The sequence below is a fragment of the Colwellia psychrerythraea 34H genome (assembly GCF_000012325.1).
In the GTDB taxonomy this organism is placed as follows: domain Bacteria; phylum Pseudomonadota; class Gammaproteobacteria; order Enterobacterales; family Alteromonadaceae; genus Colwellia; species Colwellia psychrerythraea_A.
In genome coordinates this window covers 1-16,221 of record NC_003910.7, presented here as the reverse complement: position 1 = coordinate 16,221, position 16,221 = coordinate 1, and the positions used below count along the sequence as shown (strand labels likewise).

At 36.6% G+C, this 16,221-nt stretch carries 13 protein-coding genes; 2 read left to right on the top strand and 11 right to left on the bottom strand.

Annotation, left to right across the window (positions count from 1 at the left end; genetic code table 11):
• Nucleotides 1-4: 4 nt before the first annotated feature.
• The 3 genes from CPS_RS00065 to CPS_RS00055 all read right to left on the bottom strand — a co-directional run bounded on the left by CPS_RS00065 (nucleotide 5) and on the right by CPS_RS00055 (nucleotide 4,245).
• Nucleotides 5-631 carry a YigZ family protein gene (locus CPS_RS00065; protein WP_011040904.1) on the bottom strand — a complete coding sequence of 209 codons (627 nt, stop codon included), beginning with the start codon at nucleotides 629-631 and terminating at the stop codon, nucleotides 5-7.
• A gap of 185 nt (nucleotides 632-816) precedes the next feature.
• Nucleotides 817-2,148 carry a Xaa-Pro dipeptidase gene (pepQ, locus tag CPS_RS00060; RefSeq protein ID WP_011040903.1) on the bottom strand — a complete coding sequence of 444 codons (1,332 nt, stop codon included), beginning with the start codon at nucleotides 2,146-2,148 and terminating at the stop codon, nucleotides 817-819.
• Between the two features lie 165 nt (nucleotides 2,149-2,313).
• Nucleotides 2,314-4,245 carry a transglycosylase SLT domain-containing protein gene (locus CPS_RS00055; RefSeq protein ID WP_011040901.1) on the bottom strand — a complete coding sequence of 644 codons (1,932 nt, stop codon included), beginning with the start codon at nucleotides 4,243-4,245 and terminating at the stop codon, nucleotides 2,314-2,316.
• A gap of 152 nt (nucleotides 4,246-4,397) precedes the next feature.
• Between CPS_RS00055 and tusA the strand changes: the two genes are divergently transcribed.
• Both tusA and lepB read left to right on the top strand, forming a co-directional pair.
• Complete coding sequence (tusA, locus tag CPS_RS00050; RefSeq protein ID WP_011040900.1) at nucleotides 4,398-4,643, top strand: sulfurtransferase TusA; 246 nt, start codon at nucleotides 4,398-4,400, stop codon at nucleotides 4,641-4,643.
• Nucleotides 4,644-4,740: 97 nt separating this feature from the next.
• Nucleotides 4,741-5,433, top strand: a complete 693-nt coding sequence (gene lepB / locus CPS_RS00045; protein ID WP_011040899.1) for a signal peptidase I — start codon at nucleotides 4,741-4,743, stop codon at nucleotides 5,431-5,433.
• A gap of 341 nt (nucleotides 5,434-5,774) precedes the next feature.
• Here lepB and CPS_RS00040 read toward each other — a convergent pair whose 3' ends face one another.
• The 8 genes from CPS_RS00040 to dnaA form a co-directional block, all read right to left on the bottom strand.
• Nucleotides 5,775-6,026, bottom strand: a complete 252-nt coding sequence (locus tag CPS_RS00040; protein ID WP_011040898.1) for a YdcH family protein — start codon at nucleotides 6,024-6,026, stop codon at nucleotides 5,775-5,777.
• A gap of 32 nt (nucleotides 6,027-6,058) precedes the next feature.
• Nucleotides 6,059-6,373: a TraR/DksA family transcriptional regulator gene (locus tag CPS_RS00035; protein WP_011040897.1), complete on the bottom strand. Its 315-nt coding sequence runs from the start codon at nucleotides 6,371-6,373 to the stop codon at nucleotides 6,059-6,061.
• A 459-nt stretch (nucleotides 6,374-6,832) separates the two neighbouring features.
• Nucleotides 6,833-8,899, bottom strand: a complete 2,067-nt coding sequence (gene glyS, locus CPS_RS00030) for a glycine--tRNA ligase subunit beta (protein ID WP_011040896.1) — start codon at nucleotides 8,897-8,899, stop codon at nucleotides 6,833-6,835.
• A complete protein-coding gene (glyQ, locus tag CPS_RS00025; protein WP_041736508.1) occupies nucleotides 8,899-9,825 on the bottom strand; it encodes a glycine--tRNA ligase subunit alpha in 927 nt (308 codons plus the stop codon). The genes glyS and glyQ overlap by 1 nt, the downstream gene beginning before the upstream one ends.
• 174 nt (nucleotides 9,826-9,999) lie before the next feature.
• Nucleotides 10,000-12,444, bottom strand: a complete 2,445-nt coding sequence (gyrB, locus tag CPS_RS00020; RefSeq protein WP_011040894.1) for a DNA topoisomerase (ATP-hydrolyzing) subunit B — start codon at nucleotides 12,442-12,444, stop codon at nucleotides 10,000-10,002.
• A gap of 9 nt (nucleotides 12,445-12,453) precedes the next feature.
• Nucleotides 12,454-13,587 (bottom strand): DNA replication/repair protein RecF, encoded by a 1,134-nt coding sequence (gene recF, locus CPS_RS00015; RefSeq protein ID WP_011040893.1) that lies wholly within the window; start codon nucleotides 13,585-13,587, stop codon nucleotides 12,454-12,456.
• A gap of 35 nt (nucleotides 13,588-13,622) precedes the next feature.
• Nucleotides 13,623-14,726: a DNA polymerase III subunit beta gene (gene dnaN, locus CPS_RS00010; RefSeq protein WP_011040892.1), complete on the bottom strand. Its 1,104-nt coding sequence runs from the start codon at nucleotides 14,724-14,726 to the stop codon at nucleotides 13,623-13,625.
• A gap of 38 nt (nucleotides 14,727-14,764) precedes the next feature.
• On the bottom strand, nucleotides 14,765-16,150 hold the full coding sequence (gene dnaA, locus CPS_RS00005; protein ID WP_011040891.1) for a chromosomal replication initiator protein DnaA: 1,386 nt from the start codon (nucleotides 16,148-16,150) through the stop codon (nucleotides 14,765-14,767).
• Nucleotides 16,151-16,221 lie beyond the last annotated feature (71 nt).

The following is a 16,221-nucleotide window of genomic DNA, read 5'->3' as shown; positions in this document are numbered from 1 at the left end:
TTTATTATTCGGTTTCTTGTTCGATAGCGGTTAACTGTAATTGTCCTGATGACAATGTGTGTAACTTATCCTGCATTAAACCCAATTTTTCTATTGGAATGGCGAGTCGAAAAATGACTGTTTGTTGATAGTCTTGAGTAACAACTTGACCTTCAATTTGCCTAAGCAAGTGCAAAACATCATCTATTTGGCTATATTGACACGCTAAGGTTTTATGCACCATAGCTATTTTAATTTTTGACTGTAAAAATGCTAATGCTTGGCGAACACTACCACCATATGCTCTTTGTAGACCGCCAGTACCTAATTTAGTACCACCAAAGTATCGAACTACAATGGCACAAACATGCCCTATGCCACCACCTTGCAATGCTAATAACATAGGTTTTCCCGCAGTACCTGTTGGTTCGCCATCATCAGAAAAACCATAACCTTGACTATCATCGGCTGCTTTCGATAAAAAAGCATGACAATGATGACTCGCTTGCGGATGAAGCTGCTGTAGCTCTTTTAACATAGCTTTAGCTTGTGCTATATCGTCACAAGGCCGTAAATAGCAAATGAAACGACTGCGATTAACAATGCTTTCATCTTCAACATCATTAATCGCAATAGGATAGGATTTAGTCACAATAAACTTTACTTCTCTGAAATAGGGTCTGTTGATCTTTCAGTTTGTAACTCTGTTGCACTGACAATCAAGGCGCTTCATTCAATATTCGATTGTTCCAAGTGCGAATGAAGCAACAAAGAATGACACTTTTTCAAGGCAAGCCGAAAGCTATAGCAGAGACTAAAATGAAAGGTTAGCAGACCCTAGCTTAAACCTAAGTCTCTGGTCATATTTTCATTGTGTGATTGATGTACAATAATATTATCTTCAATACGAATACCACCAAAGCAGCGCATTTCATCTACATTTTGCCAATTCACTTGATCCGCATTAGCTGACGCTTTTAAGTCAGCAAGCAACGAGTCGATAAAATACAAACCGGGTTCAATAGTAAACACTTGGTTTGTTTCTATCACACGTGAAGTACGTAAAAATGGGTGTTCTGCTGGTGTATTCACATGGGTTCCACGTTCATCAGCCATAAAACCACCAACATCATGTACCTGTAAACCTAAATGATGACCTAAACCATGTGGGAAGAAAGTAGAAATAATGCCTGACTCTACGGCAGTGTCAGCATCAACATTGATAAAGTTAAAGTCTCGCAACACTTGCCCTATGGCTCTATGCGTTTCAATATGAAGATCAACATAACTCACACCTGGTTTTAATCCTGCAACAGCATTAAGCATCAACTGATCCATACGGGCAATTAATTCAGCAAATTTATCATTTTTATATGAATAAGTACGGGTAATATCTGCAGAATAACCATTGAAGTTAGCTCCGGCATCAATAAGAAATGATTGATGTACTTGCGGAGTCATTTTATCTAAAGACATATAGTGTAAAATTGAGCAGTTTTTATTTAAGGCAACAATATTACCGTATGGCGTGTCGTTAGTGCCGTAACCGATAGATTTAAGATATGCCTGTTGAATATCGTACTCACTATCCCCTTGTAAAAAGGCATTACGAGCGGCTTGATGTGCCTTTACTGCCAAAGCATTCGATTGGCGAAGACATTCGTGCTCATATTTACTTTTATAACCACGATGATAATGAACATAATTAAGTAACGGCTCTGGATTAATCGCTTCAAAACCTAACGCCGTAGCAACTTCAATATGACTACCAATATAGGCAAAGCCTTTTTTATCATAAGGCAATAATTTATCAACTTCGCTCGCTTTAGTTAATATTTTAATATTAAAAAACTCACCCCAATAACTTTCTGCTAAAGGCGTTACCTTGTGCCAAAAATCAACCGGTTGATAATATATTAACGTGGGTTTATCTTCACCATTAACCACTAACCAAGAGTTTGGAATATCAATTAATGGTAGCCAATATTTAAAGTGAGGATTTACTTTAAAGGGATAACAGTTATCATCAAGAAAGGCCTTAACTTCTTGTCCAGAATGGATAACTAAACCTTCTAAGTTTTCACGTGAAAGTACCGATTTAGTCATCTGTTGCAATTGGGCAATATGAGCTGGGTATTGGCTAGCCAACTTAGCATTAAGTGTTGTCATGTATTCTGTCTCCGAAAAACGGCCATCAAAAATTTAACTTATGATAGCATATCCCTCAAAAGCCATACCATTAGCAATATAAAGTCCCATTTTAAATGTGCTAAATTTGTGCATATAACTTTGCAAAGACAAACATAGTTTATCTTGCAGTGTTAAGTTATTTACTTAATCACCAATACTCATATTAATGACTTGCTCAAAAATCTGACTAACCTGCCCTGGTTTATGTTGATAAATCTCTTGATACGCTAAAACACTTTTTACGTAATTACGAGTCTCTTTAAAGGGAATGGTTTCTATCCAAATATCTGCAGGCATCGCATGGCTATTCTTTAACCACCCCTTTACTCTATGAGGTCCTGCATTGTAAGAAGCTGTAGCAAGAATCTGATTTCCTTTGTTTTTATCCAGAAGCTTACGTAAGTACTTTGTTCCTAATTTGATATTATTATCCGCATTGTACAAATACTGTCGACTAACACTACCGCGTTTTAATTGCTTTGCTGTATTTGGCATAAGCTGCATTAAGCCCTTGGCTCCAACCGGTGAACGAGCATCTGTCATAAACGAACTTTCACGTCTGGCGATAGCAAAAGCCCACGCAGGGTTAATTGCTTGCTTCTTGGCATGCTGGTTAATCTTCTTATCAAATGCTTTTGGAAATCTCAACTCAACATCATCCATATAACCAACTTTTGACAAGGTGAATATTGCTCGGTCAAACCAACCATTTTCATTAGCGAGTTTTGCAGCGACTAATTTTTCACGATTATTCAGTTGTGTAAGCCAATAACGCCACTCTCTGCGCGCTTTGACATAACGGCCTAAATAATAAAATTCAAATGCCCGCTTAGCTGAGGGGTGCAACAATATAGCGTTTTTCTCCTGGCTAGTGATCGCTAATGGACTATCTTGCAAACTGACGGGGGTTTCTAGGTAGCTAGCAGCCAAAAAACCATAATAATGACGTTTACTTGATAATTCATTCATTACATCTTGGCCATGTTCTAAATCATCGGTTGCAATCAATGCTCTTGCATACCAGTACCGCCACTGTAATTTTGCTTTATATTTTTCAGGCATTGTTGCCAGTTCTTTCAAGACAAGTTGCCAATTTTGTTGCTTTAAAACTTCAGTTAACTGCCACTGCATAATATTACTATCTATGTTCAGTGGATCTAACTTTTCTAACCAAATCCTAGCTTGTGGATGATTTTTACTTGCTAAAGCCACGGCAAATTTTGCGACTATTTGCTGATGTTGTGTTGTTGAAAAAGTGAATATTTGCTGCGCCTTTTTAAAACTGGCTAATGCTTTATCAGGATCACGCCAGATTAAGCGTTTGATACCATAAGTATATATTTGGCTTTCTTTTGTCGATTTTTTAATAAACTTATACTGTCTCGTTACGGTTGCAGGATCACGTCTTACTTGATGCCACAGTCGTCCTAAATATTGCTGATCCTTTGGCAGTAAGTTTGTTAAATAAGGAATTAAGGTATGTTTTCCGCCATCTGCCGCTAACCCTATACGTTGCCATACAATTTCATCGGTTCTATAACCCGCTTGTTGCCATTGTTCAATTATTGGGTCACAAACTTTATCTAACGATTTACCGACTAACCATAGTTTTGTTACTTGAGGTAATACAACATTTGAGGGTAGACCCGCCTCTAAAGAAAAGTTGAGTTTGTGGCAAGTAAGTACGTTATTACGAGTACTTTGATAAAACTCAAGGAAAAGTGCGCCCTTATTCTTTTTGGCTAAGAACATTAACCATGCTTTTCGTAATGGCCAATCCAATGGCGAATGTTGATGTTTTTCTAAGAAAGTGGCTATTTCCCCTGCTGAAGATAACTGCATGTTTTCTATTAGACGGCGCTGATCTAAATACGGTTGTAGAGGGTAGTAATACAGCTGATTATAGAGGCTTTGATACTGTTGAGAATTACTTTTTACTAATAATTTTTCAGCTTTTAAGAATATTCTTTGTTGTCCAACATCTGTCAATATTTGCAAACTATCATTTGCTTGCAAAATATTAATTGACGAAAGTGTGCAAACAGACAGTAATATAACCTTTAGAATACTTTTCACTGGTACCTCTGGAGTCGGTAATAAAAATATTGGGGAGATAACGTACTTAGTTATTTCGATAAATTCAGTATAGTTGAAGCCATTTTTTTATACGTTGAAATACCTAAACGAGGTATAATTATTTATAAATTACTTTTGCTAATGTACACCTAATGACTACGACTATTTTTCAACAAACTAATCATACCTTAGATGCCATTGGCCTACGTTGTCCTGAACCAGTGATGATGGTTCGCATGAACATTAGAAAAATTGCTAGCGGTGAAACATTGCTAATAAAATGTGATGACCCCTCTACTGCTAGAGACATCCCAAGCTTTTGCCGCTTTATGGAGCATGAATTACTGGCTAAGCAAACAGATACGCTACCTTTTTTATATGTCATTAAAAAGAATTGATAAGTGTAAGTAACTATTTCTCTGTGGAACTTTCACTTTATTGTATTGCCTTATATTCAATAGCTATCGATAGCTATTAAACACGGAGCAATACCTTATGACCAACTTTAGTAATAAAAAATTCATTTCTTTTTTACATAGTAACAAAAAATTCCTTATTTTCATCTTGTTGATGTCCGTTTTTCGAAGCGCGGTTGCCGACTGGTACTCTGTGCCCACAGGTTCAATGAAACCGACTATTCAGGAAGGCGACCGTATTATTGTTAATAAAATAGCCTATGACGTTCGCTTACCTTTTACCGATGTATCACTACTATCAATTACTACGCCTAAACGCGGTGAGATTGTTGTGTTTGAATCTAAAGCTGCAGAGTTAAGATTAGTTAAACGTGTCATTGGTTTACCTGGCGATGTCGTTGAAATGAATAATGAAGTTATTAAGGTTAACGGAAAACCTTTGTCCTACAAAATAGTAGATAAGCTGATTAACAAAACTAATTCCCAAAACATCACAACCTCGATAGAAAAAATAGGAAATGTTGAACACCACATTAATATCAATAATACCGCAAGTAACCGGCTCAGTAATTTTCTACCTGTAACCGTTCCTTCGGGTCATTATTTAGTATTAGGTGATAACCGCCGACACAGTGCAGATTCACGTGTTTATGGCTTTGTCCCTCACCAAGAGTTACGAGGAAAGGCCACTGCAATTGCTTTTTCTATTGATTACAATAATTATTATATCCCTCGCTCGGACCGATTACTCCAAGATATTTATGGTATTTAGCAGTTATTCACCTTTATTTACACAAAATCCCCAGTACCTTAAAGATACAGGGGATTAAGGTTGTAACTTTATACCCGTTACCATTCAAAATGCAGAATTTCAGTGGGAATTAAAATGACTTTAGGCAAGGCAAATAATTTAAACATAGTCTTTCTATGGTTTGATTATTTAACGCTGTATAAAGTCAGTTTAAACCCATCGAAGAAGCGCTTGAGCAACTTCACTTCATCGTTGCTGTGATTTATAAAGGATAACCATTATGTCATCACAGCGCCTTGAATTGAAACGGCTCAAACACTCTGAAACATGCATCTTGATTGGTAATGGGTATACACCAAAAACTATGCTGGTATTTGTACTTTTTTCAACATAACAAATAACTTATCTTTTAGCTTAAGTCTTTGTTTCTTTTTACCTTCTAGGTATTCATCACTGGTGTTTTCTACACCTTGCTCAATACGGTTAACTTCATGATCTATTTCATGATATTCAGTAAAAAGTCTCGCAAAGTGATTATCATTTAATTTTAAGTGATGTATCTCATCCGTAAATTCTGGAAATTCGTGGTGTAAATCATGTTTTTCTAATGTCATATTTTGCTCCAAAAGTTATTGTTAATATTTTATTAAACAGCGCACTTAATACATTTAGTTGTATAAGGTAATGCCGACAATCTATCAGGGTTAATGGGTTCCTCACATTCAACACAACTTCCGTATAACCCCTCTGTTATTCGTTTTAATGCCGACTTGACTAAACTCAACTCTAGCTTCGCCTCATGATGAATTTCATCGAGCACACCATCATTTTCAGTTTCTGTTGCTTGTTCAGAAAAGTCTTGTGATCTACCTTTATGAAAATCAGCTTCTATCGCACTAATTCGCTTAGTTAATTGCACTAATTTATTTTCTAATAATGTCGTTATTTCTTTGCTTGGCATAACCAGCTCCTTATTGGTCGGTATTTATATATACCCAAGCCACTTGAAAATGTGTGTTTCAGGATGCTTGAGCAATTCATGATCAAGGCGCCTCATTTTATTAAGGGTTATTCCCTTAAAAAAGGAGGCAACGAAGAACATTGTTTGCTCAAACATCCCCGTAGGGCTGGTTTATAAACGCTTTAAGCTACGTTATTGATGTCGACAATAGAATAACTATTCTCTTCAATCAATGCCTTGCCTAAAGGGATTTATAATTCCAGCTGAAATCTGCATCTTCAAGTAGCTTGGGTATTTACCCTTACATTCACCTTACGCCTATTTATGTTCTTGTTGTTGATCTAGCTCAAATTTTGAATGTCATTTATTAAATTTATTTCACTCGAATTTTAGGCATAAAAAAAGGCCATGTTGCCATGACCTTTTTATTTTATTTCTAACTTTTTTCTAACGCAGGGTTTACTGCAAGACAGATATATCTGCGATTGCAAAGAAGCTATTTCTAATTTGATTGAGTAAGGTTAAACGGTTTATTTTAACTGCTTCATCATCGCTCATCACCATGACACCATCAAAGAAGGTATCTATAGGAGCTTTAAGCTGAGCTAATTCAGAAAGAGCGGCTTGGTAATTCTTATCAGCCATTAACGGCGCAACTTTCAAGCTTATATCTCGATAGATATCAGCTAAATCACGTTCCGCTTGCTCTGTTGCTAAATCAGTATTAAACGACTGGTAAAGTTCACCATCGAATTTAGCCAATATATTTCCAACACGCTTATTAGCAGCAGCAAGTGTTGCAGCCTCAGGTAACTCACCAAAGAAAGTTACTGCTTTAATGCGCTTTTCAAAGTCAAGTGGTGCACTCGGCTTCTTAGCCAATACCGCTTGGATAACATCAACGCTAATACCTTGTTCTTGATAAAAAGCACGGAAACGACCCATAATAAATTCAAGTACATCAGTGGCGGTATTTTCGTTTACTAATTTATCGCCAAATAATTCAATACTTTTATTAATCAAAGTGGATAGGTCTAAATCGAGCTGTTTTTCAATGATTATACGAATACTACCAATGGCAGCTCTTCGTAAAGCAAACGGGTCTTTATCACCCTTAGGGGCTTGATTAATACCAAAGATACCCACTAAGCTATCAATTTTGTCACTAATAGCTACTGCACAACCAATATTAGCTTCTGGTAAAGAATCACCGGCAAAACGTGGACGATATTGATCTTCCAATGCTTGTGCAATGTTTTCATTTTCACCATCATGTAATGCGTAATACTTACCCATAGTGCCTTGCACTTGTGGGAATTCTAATACCATATCTGACATTAAATCAGTTTTACTAAGTAAACCTGCACGATAAGCATCTTGTGCATTCTCGTTTAATTGTTCAGCGATGAATTGAGATAATGAAGCAATTCGCTCAGACTTAGCCTTCAATGTACCTAGCTGCTTTTGAAATAACACTGACTCAAGACTTTTTAATCTTGATTCTAAACTCTGTTTTTTATCCGTTTTAAAGAAAAACTCAGCATCGGCTAAACGAGGACGAATGACTTTTTCATTACCAAAAATAATCGTATTCGGATCTTTAGATTCTATATTAGTAACAAAGATAAACTTATTAACTAATTGACCATTTTTATCTGTGACCGGGAAATACTTTTGATGATCTTTCATCGAGTATATTAACGGCTCTGCTGGCACATTTAGGAAATCTTCATCAAAAGTCCCAACTAAAGTCACTGGCCACTCAACTAATGCCGTTACTTCGTTAAGTAACTCTTCATCAATTAAGGCAACAGCGTCAATATCATTAGCAACTTGTTTTATTTGAGCAACAATTTTGTTTTGTCTTTCATTAAAGTCTACTTCTACGTAAGCTTTTGCTAATTCGGCTTGGTAATCATTAGCATGATTAATAGTCACTAAACCTTCATGATGAAAACGATGCCCTTGTACTTGATTACTTGAGCTAACCCCAAGGGCCTCTCCTGCAATAATATCGCTACCAAAAAGCATGGTTAACGTTTGTACTGGGCGAATAAACTGAGTTCGTTCAGCTCCCCAACGCATAGGTTTAGCAATTGGCAGTTTATTTAATGCCGTCGTTACCATGTCCGGTATTAGTTCAACGACAGCTTTACCTGATACTGTGGCACGATGAAGTAACCATTCGCCCTTGCCGGTAACTAAACGCTCTGCTTGATCAACCTCTATGCCATTCGACCGAGCCCAACCTTGTGCAGCTTTGCTAGCATTGCCAGCATCATCAAATGCTACATTCACTGCTGGACCGCGTTTCTCTACGATTTTATCATCCTGTTTTTCAACTAAATCAAAAACTTGAACAGCAAATCGACGAGGTGTAGCAAACCATTTAATATCGCTATACGATAAGTTATGACTATCAAGTTGACCCTTGATGTTGTCATAAAAAGCAGTCGCTAATGTTTTTAATGATTTAGGTGGTAACTCTTCTGTACCAAGCTCAATAAGGAGTGTTTCAGTAGTCATTATTTATCTCCTTTAGCTAAAGTTTCATTATTCTTGCACATTGGAAAACCAAGCTCTTCACGTTTCTGGTAATAAGCTTCTGCAACAGCTTTAGATAAAGTACGTACACGTAAAATATAACGTTGGCGCTCAGTTACCGATATAGCATGACGAGCATCAAGTAAGTTAAAGGCATGTGATGCTTTCATTACTTGCTCATAAGCAGGTAAAGGTAAATTAGCTTCAATCAGTTTTTGACTATCTTTTTCACATTGGTCAAATTGCTTAAATAATGCATCCACATCCGCATACTCAAAATTATAAGTAGATTGCTCTACTTCATTTTGATGGAAAATATCACGGTAATAAACAGTGCCTAGAGGACCATCAGTCCATACTAGATCATAAATGCTATCCACATTTTGTATATACATGGCTAAGCGCTCTAACCCGTAAGTTATTTCACCCGTAACCGGCGTACACTCTAAGCCACCTACTTGTTGGAAGTAGGTGAATTGTGAGATCTCCATACCATTTAACCAAATCTCCCAACCTAAGCCCCAAGCACCTAATGTAGGTGACTCCCAGTTATCTTCTACAAAACGTATATCATGAACAAGCGGGTCTACACCTAACTCTTTTAAAGAATTTAGGTAAAGCTCTTGAATATTCTTAGGTGAAGGCTTTAACATCACTTGAAATTGATAATAATGCTGTAAGCGATTTGGGTTATCACCATAACGACCATCCGTAGGACGACGGCAAGGTTGTACATAAGCACTGCTAATAGGCTCTGGGCCAATTGAGCGTAAAAAAGTCATCGGGTGGAATGTACCTGCCCCAACTTCCATATCAAGAGGCTGTACGATTGCACAACCTTGACGTGACCAATAATCTTGCAATTGCAAAATTAAGCCTTGAAAAGTATTACTATTATAAGTTGTCATGGTGTTCAAATTCACTTTTGTATTGTTTAACTGAGCAAAGAATATTTTCTGAAAATACTTAGGGACTCTTTACCATCTTATTCGGTTTATTAATTATAACCATTTTTAGAGTACTTATTCTACAAAAATGCCCGGATATGAAGACCGGGCATTTTATTTAAAAATCAATAAGTACTATATATCAAGGTTTGAAACTTTTAAGGCATTGTCTTCAATAAACTTTCTACGTGGTTCAACATGATCACCCATTAGAGTAGTGAATAGTTGATCCGCTGCGATAGCATCTTCAATAGTTACCTGTAACATACGTCGCGTTTCAGGATCCATAGTCGTTTCCCACAGCTGCTCAGGGTTCATTTCACCTAACCCTTTGTAACGTTGTATATATTGACCACGTTTCGATTCTGCCATTAACCACTCTAACGCATCCTCAAAGTTAGCTGCTGGGTTAACTTTATCACCACGTTTAACGTAAGCACCTTCTTCCATCAAGTCATTGATTGAGGTATTTAATGCCATAATCGATGCAAATTCTTTTGATTGGATAAACTCATAACTACAATGATATTCTTTATCGATACCGTGTTTTCTTACGATAAAGTTAGGAAAATAAATGTTACGTTCTTGATTATACTTCACTTCAATTTTATAGATTGAACCATTACCATCTTGATTTTCAAGCTGAGTAATTAAATTCTTTGCCCAAGCATTAACTTTAGCTTCATCAGCAAAATCATCAGCACTGATAGTACTGCTATAAACCATTTTCTCAAGAATATCCGCTGGAATCTGTCTAGATAGGCGTTTAATGATATCCATAGTATTACGGAATTGATTTACTAATTGCTCTAAAGCAGCACCTGTTATTGCAGGAGCATCTTCATTCACATGAATAGAGGCATTATCAAGTGCAAGTGTTGTTAAGTATTCAGTTAAACCATCATCATCTTTAATGTAGCGCTCTTGCTTACCTTTCTTTACTTTGTAAAGTGGTGGCTGTGCGATAAAGATATGTCCACGTTCCATAATTTCTGGCATTTGACGATAGAAGAAAGTCAGTAATAAGGTACGGATATGAGACCCATCGACATCGGCATCGGTCATGATAATGATGCTGTGGTAACGAAGCTTTTCCGGGTTATATTCATCACGACCTATACCACAACCTAGTGCAGTAATCAGCGTGCCAACTTCCTGAGAAGATATCATCTTATCAAATCGAGCTTTCTCAACGTTAAGAATTTTACCTTTTAACGGTAGGATAGCTTGGTTTTTACGATTACGCCCCTGCTTAGCTGAACCACCAGCAGAGTCCCCTTCCACAATATATATTTCAGATAATGCAGGATCTTTTTCCTGACAATCTGCTAACTTACCAGGTAAACCAGCAATATCTAATACACCTTTACGGCGAGTCATTTCACGAGCTTTACGAGCAGCTTCACGTGCTCGAGCAGCATCAACAATTTTCATGATGATAGTACGTGCTATCGATGGATTCTCTAATAGGTATTCACCTAGTTTTTCACCCATAGCTTGTTCAACTGCAGTTTTTACTTCAGACGAAACAAGTTTATCTTTTGTTTGTGAAGAGAACTTAGGATCAGGAACTTTCACAGATATAACAGCAGTTAATCCCTCACGAGCATCATCACCAGTAGCACTAGTTTCAGTAGCGCCACCTTTCTTCGTCTTATTTAAACCTTCTTTGGTCATATAAGAGTTCAGGGTTCTTGTTAGTGCTGTTCTAAAACCACTTAAATGAGTTCCACCATCACGCTGTGGAATATTATTAGTGAAACAGTAAATATTCTCTTGGAAACCATCATTCCATTGCATTGCTACTTCAACCGCAATGCCATCTTCACGTTCTAAATCGAAATAGAATATTTCTTCATTTACAGGAGTCTTATTGGTATTTAAATAATCAACAAATGCTTGAATACCACCATCGTAATGGAAGTGGTCTTCTTTACCTTCTTCGCGTTCATCAATTAATCGAATTGATACGCCAGAGTTCAAGAATGATAATTCACGAATTCGTTTTACTAATATTTCATAATGAAATAAAACATCAGTAAAAGTATTAGTACTTGGCCAAAAGCGCACTTCAGTACCTGTTTTATCGCTTACACCAACTTCAGCTAGTGGAGCTTCAGCTACACCAATATGATAAAACTGTTCAAACAATTTGCCATCGCGGCGAATGTTCAACTTAAGTTTTTCACTTAACGCATTTACTACTGAAATACCAACACCGTGTAAACCGCCTGATACTTTATAACCAGAGTCTTCACCACCAAACTTACCACCGGCATGTAGAACCGTCATAATAACTTCAGCAGCAGATATACCCTCTTCAGGATGAATTTCAGTAGGTATTCCACGGCCATCATCTTGCACTGACACTGAGCCATCTAAATGGATAGTCACTATAATATCAGTACAGTGTCCCGCTAATGCTTCATCGATTGAGTTATCTAAAACCTCAAAAACCATATGATGTAAACCAGTGCCATCATCCGTGTCACCTATATACATACCAGGTCTTTTTCGTACTGCATCAAGTCCTTTTAGTACCTTAATACTGGACGAGCTATATTCATTTTCTACTGTCATAGTTTTAGCCTACTCAATCTTAACTGAATTATTCACAGGTAATATACCACCATGTTTCACGTGAAACATATGATATTTTGTTTTCTTACTACTCTCTTTATCAGCAACTGAAACGTCATCAATAAAAGGTTGTAATACACCTTCTTCTATTGCCGTGATAATAACTTGGCAATCCAAAATACTTAGCGCTTGTGATAAGGATTCCCTAGAATTAATATCTAATTCTGCCCCTATATCATCAATAAGTAAAATTGGTTTTACTCGATTAACTCTTGCAATTAATTTAGCCTGTGCAAATGTTAATGCCAGTAAAAACAACTTTTGTTGTCCCCTTGAAAGCTGGCTCTCTAATGCCTGCTTTGCAATGAGAAATTTCACATCAAATTTATGTGCGCCATAAATACTATAACCAAAAGCTTGTTCTCTCTCATGGCTATCGTTCAGCGAATCCATTAAATTCTTTTTTTGTGGCCAACCCTGTAAATATTGTACAGTTACCTTATCAGCAATATTTGGTAACAAAATTTCTAACCAATAAGGTAATTCTGAAATTAAGTTAGTAATATATTGAGATCTTACTTCAGCAACCTGCTCTGATAGTTGACAAAATAAACCAGTCCAATAATCAAAGGTAGCTTTATCTAAGTTATGTCGTATACAAGCATTACGCTGTTTTAAGACTCTGTTAAATTCACGCCATTGTTTAGATGAATCATGTTTCACGTGAAACATACCTAACTCTATAAAACGTCGACGCTCTTTCGGTCCTCCAAAAAACAATTTAAAACTTTCAGGAGTGACAATTTGCACAGCAATATTTTTTGCCAATTCAGATAAACGTGCATGACGCTCACCATTAATTTTAATGAGCGTAACGCCGGTCTGTAAATTTTTACTTAAACCAAGTTGTAAATCGTTAACATCTTTAATACTGACAACAAAATTATCGGTTTCGTAACAAGCAAGATGCTCTACTTTACTCGTTCGAAATGACTTACCGTGACCCAGAAAAAAAAGGGCTTCAAGTAAACTACTTTTTCCACTGCCATTATTGCCAATAAAAAAATTAAGCTTGGGATGTAAATCAATAGCAACAGATGATAAATTTCTAAAGTTATACGTAGTAAGCCTAGCAACACTCATCGGTAAAAAAAACACCTATTCACTATAATATAAATCTATAAACGCATAGGCATAACAACATAAAGCGCTTCGCCATTGCTACTGCCCTCAATGACTACACTACTGTTTGCATCAGCTAAGGTAAATTTAACATTTTCATCTTTGATAGCACTTAGCACATCGAGAACATAGCTAACGTTAAAGCCAATTTCTAATTCGCCATAAGGAAAGTTAATTTCAATTTCTTCCTCAGCTTGTTCTTGCTCTGGGTTATTGGCCGTAATTTTTAAATTAGTATCTGAGAAATTTAAACGTACACCTTTAAATTTCTCATTAGATAAAATTGAGGCACGTGATAAAACCTGACGAAGTGCATCTTTGTTAGTTTCAAAAACTTTATCGCCGTTTCTCGGTAATACTCTTCTGTAATCAGGAAATCGACCATCGACCAATTTACTGGTAAAAGAGAACTCACTATCAATAATGCGAATGTGATTAGAGCCTAAAAACACCTGCACTGCTTCATCAACAGGAGCAAGTAGACGAATTATTTCAAGTATACCTTTACGGGGAACAATAACTTGTCTAGCTGGTAATGCTAAAGTTTCATTTGATATTTTACAAATAGCAAGACGATGACCATCTGTAGCCACTGAACGAATCTCATTTCCTTCACTTTCGATAGACATGCCGTTTAAGTAATAACGGACATCTTGGTTGGCCATCGAAAAATGAGTGCTTTCTATTAAACGTAAAAATTCAGATTTTAAAAGTTGAAACTCAACATCCCCTTTCCATTCTTCAATATTTGGAAAATCGACAGCAGGTAACGTAGAAAGTGAATATTTACTACGACCTGAAGATAACTTAATAGTTTCATCTATCACTTCAAAAGAAATTAAAGAACTCTCTGGTAGACTTTTACATATGTCTAATAATTTACGAGCCGGAATAGTGATCTTACCATCGTCACCTTGATTCTGAATTTCAGCATAAGCAACCATTTCGAGTTCTAAATCCGTGGCTGTCAAAGTAAGTGACTGACCACTAACCTCAAAAAGTATATTACTTAAAATTGGCAACGTACTTTTACGTTCTACTGCGCCAGAAACCAATAATAATGGTTTAAGTAATAATTCCCTATTCAGTGAAAACTTCATTTTGGTACCTGCTTAAGTGCTGTTTTTATTTTTAATTATTAAGATGAAAGTGTTCTGATTAAATTTGAGTAATCTTCTTTAATATCATGCGTCTCTTCACGTAATGATTTAACTTTACGGCAGGCATGCAAAACTGTTGTATGATCTCGACCACCAAATGCATCACCAATTTCAGGCAAGCTGTGGTTGGTTAACTCTTTAGATAATGCCATGGCAATTTGGCGAGGTCGAGCAACAGAGCGATTTCGACGTTTTGATAACAAATCCGCTATTTTAATTTTATAATATTCGGCAACCGTTCGTTGAATATTATCTATAGTAACGAGTTTATCTTGTAAGGCGAGTAAATCTCGTAATGCTTCACGGACAAAATCAATAGTAATAGCACGACCAGTAAAATTGGCATTAGCGATAACACGGTTTAAAGCCCCTTCCAATTCACGAACATTAGAGCGAAGACGTTTAGCAATAAAAAAGGCAACTTCATCAGCCAAATTAATCTGACTTTCTTGTGCTTTGCGCTTTAATATAGCAACCCGCGTTTCAAGTTCTGGCGGTTCTATTGCTAAAGTTAAGCCCCAACCAAATCGAGATTTTAATCTATCATCTACACCATTAATTTCTTTTGGATAGCGATCACTGGTTAATATAACCTGTTGATTCCCCTCAAGTAATGCATTGAACGTATGGAAAAATTCTTCTTGAGTTCGCTCTTTACCAGCAAAAAATTGAATATCATCGATAAGTAGTGCATCAACACTACGATAGTATTGCTTGAATTTTTCCATCGCATTATTTTGTAATGCTCTAACCATATCTTGCACAAATCGCTCTGAATGCATATAAGCGATTTTTGCATTGGGTTTGTTGAGCAAAATCCCATTACCAACAGCATGTAATAAATGCGTTTTACCTAAACCAGTACCACCATAAATAAATAATGGGTTGTAAGCAGTGCCCGGATTATCTGCAACTTGTGAAGCAGCAGCTCGAGCAAGTTGATTAGATTTACCCTCAACGAAATTTTCGAAAGTGTAATTTAAACGTACATTGGTTTTCTTTGGAATATTACTTTCTGGCTCAGCAACTTTAGGCGCTGAAGTAGCTTTGGCAAATAATGATTCGTTGCCACCCGTATTTCTAGAAACGGGGCTATTGGTAACAGAATTATCAATAGTCGGTTTACTACCCACATCAAAGCGAAGTAATAATGGATTATTTGATTCGTTAATAGTAAGAAGTTCATTTATACGATTTACATATTTATCTCTAACCCAATCTAAAACAAAGCGATTAGGAGCATAAAGCGTCATAACATTATCATTTATAACGCATTGTAAGGGTCGGATCCACATACTAAATTGCTGAGCAGGCAATTCTTCTTGTAGAACAGATAGGCATCTTTGCCAAGGGGAATGATCCAACCAAAACTCCAGTAGTAACTAGGTTATTATTTTTCTGAAGGCTATTATCTATTGAGTTATCCACAAGTGCA

Bases quoted from the DNA above. Each gene is read 5' to 3' on its own strand.
- pepQ (WP_011040903.1), bottom strand. From the start codon at position 2,148: ATGACAACACTTAATGCTAAGTTGGCTAGCCAATACCCAGCTCATATT.
- tusA (WP_011040900.1), top strand. From the start codon at position 4,398: ATGACTACGACTATTTTTCAACAAACTAATCATACCTTAGATGCCATT.
- lepB (WP_011040899.1), top strand. From the start codon at position 4,741: ATGACCAACTTTAGTAATAAAAAATTCATTTCTTTTTTACATAGTAAC.
- CPS_RS00040 (WP_011040898.1), bottom strand. From the start codon at position 6,026: ATGACATTAGAAAAACATGATTTACACCACGAATTTCCAGAATTTACG.
- CPS_RS00035 (WP_011040897.1), bottom strand. From the start codon at position 6,373: ATGCCAAGCAAAGAAATAACGACATTATTAGAAAATAAATTAGTGCAA.
- glyS (WP_011040896.1), bottom strand. From the start codon at position 8,899: ATGACTACTGAAACACTCCTTATTGAGCTTGGTACAGAAGAGTTACCA.
- glyQ (WP_041736508.1), bottom strand. From the start codon at position 9,825: ATGACAACTTATAATAGTAATACTTTTCAAGGCTTAATTTTGCAATTG.
- gyrB (WP_011040894.1), bottom strand. From the start codon at position 12,444: ATGACAGTAGAAAATGAATATAGCTCGTCCAGTATTAAGGTACTAAAA.
- recF (WP_011040893.1), bottom strand. From the start codon at position 13,587: ATGAGTGTTGCTAGGCTTACTACGTATAACTTTAGAAATTTATCATCT.
- dnaN (WP_011040892.1), bottom strand. From the start codon at position 14,726: ATGAAGTTTTCACTGAATAGGGAATTATTACTTAAACCATTATTATTG.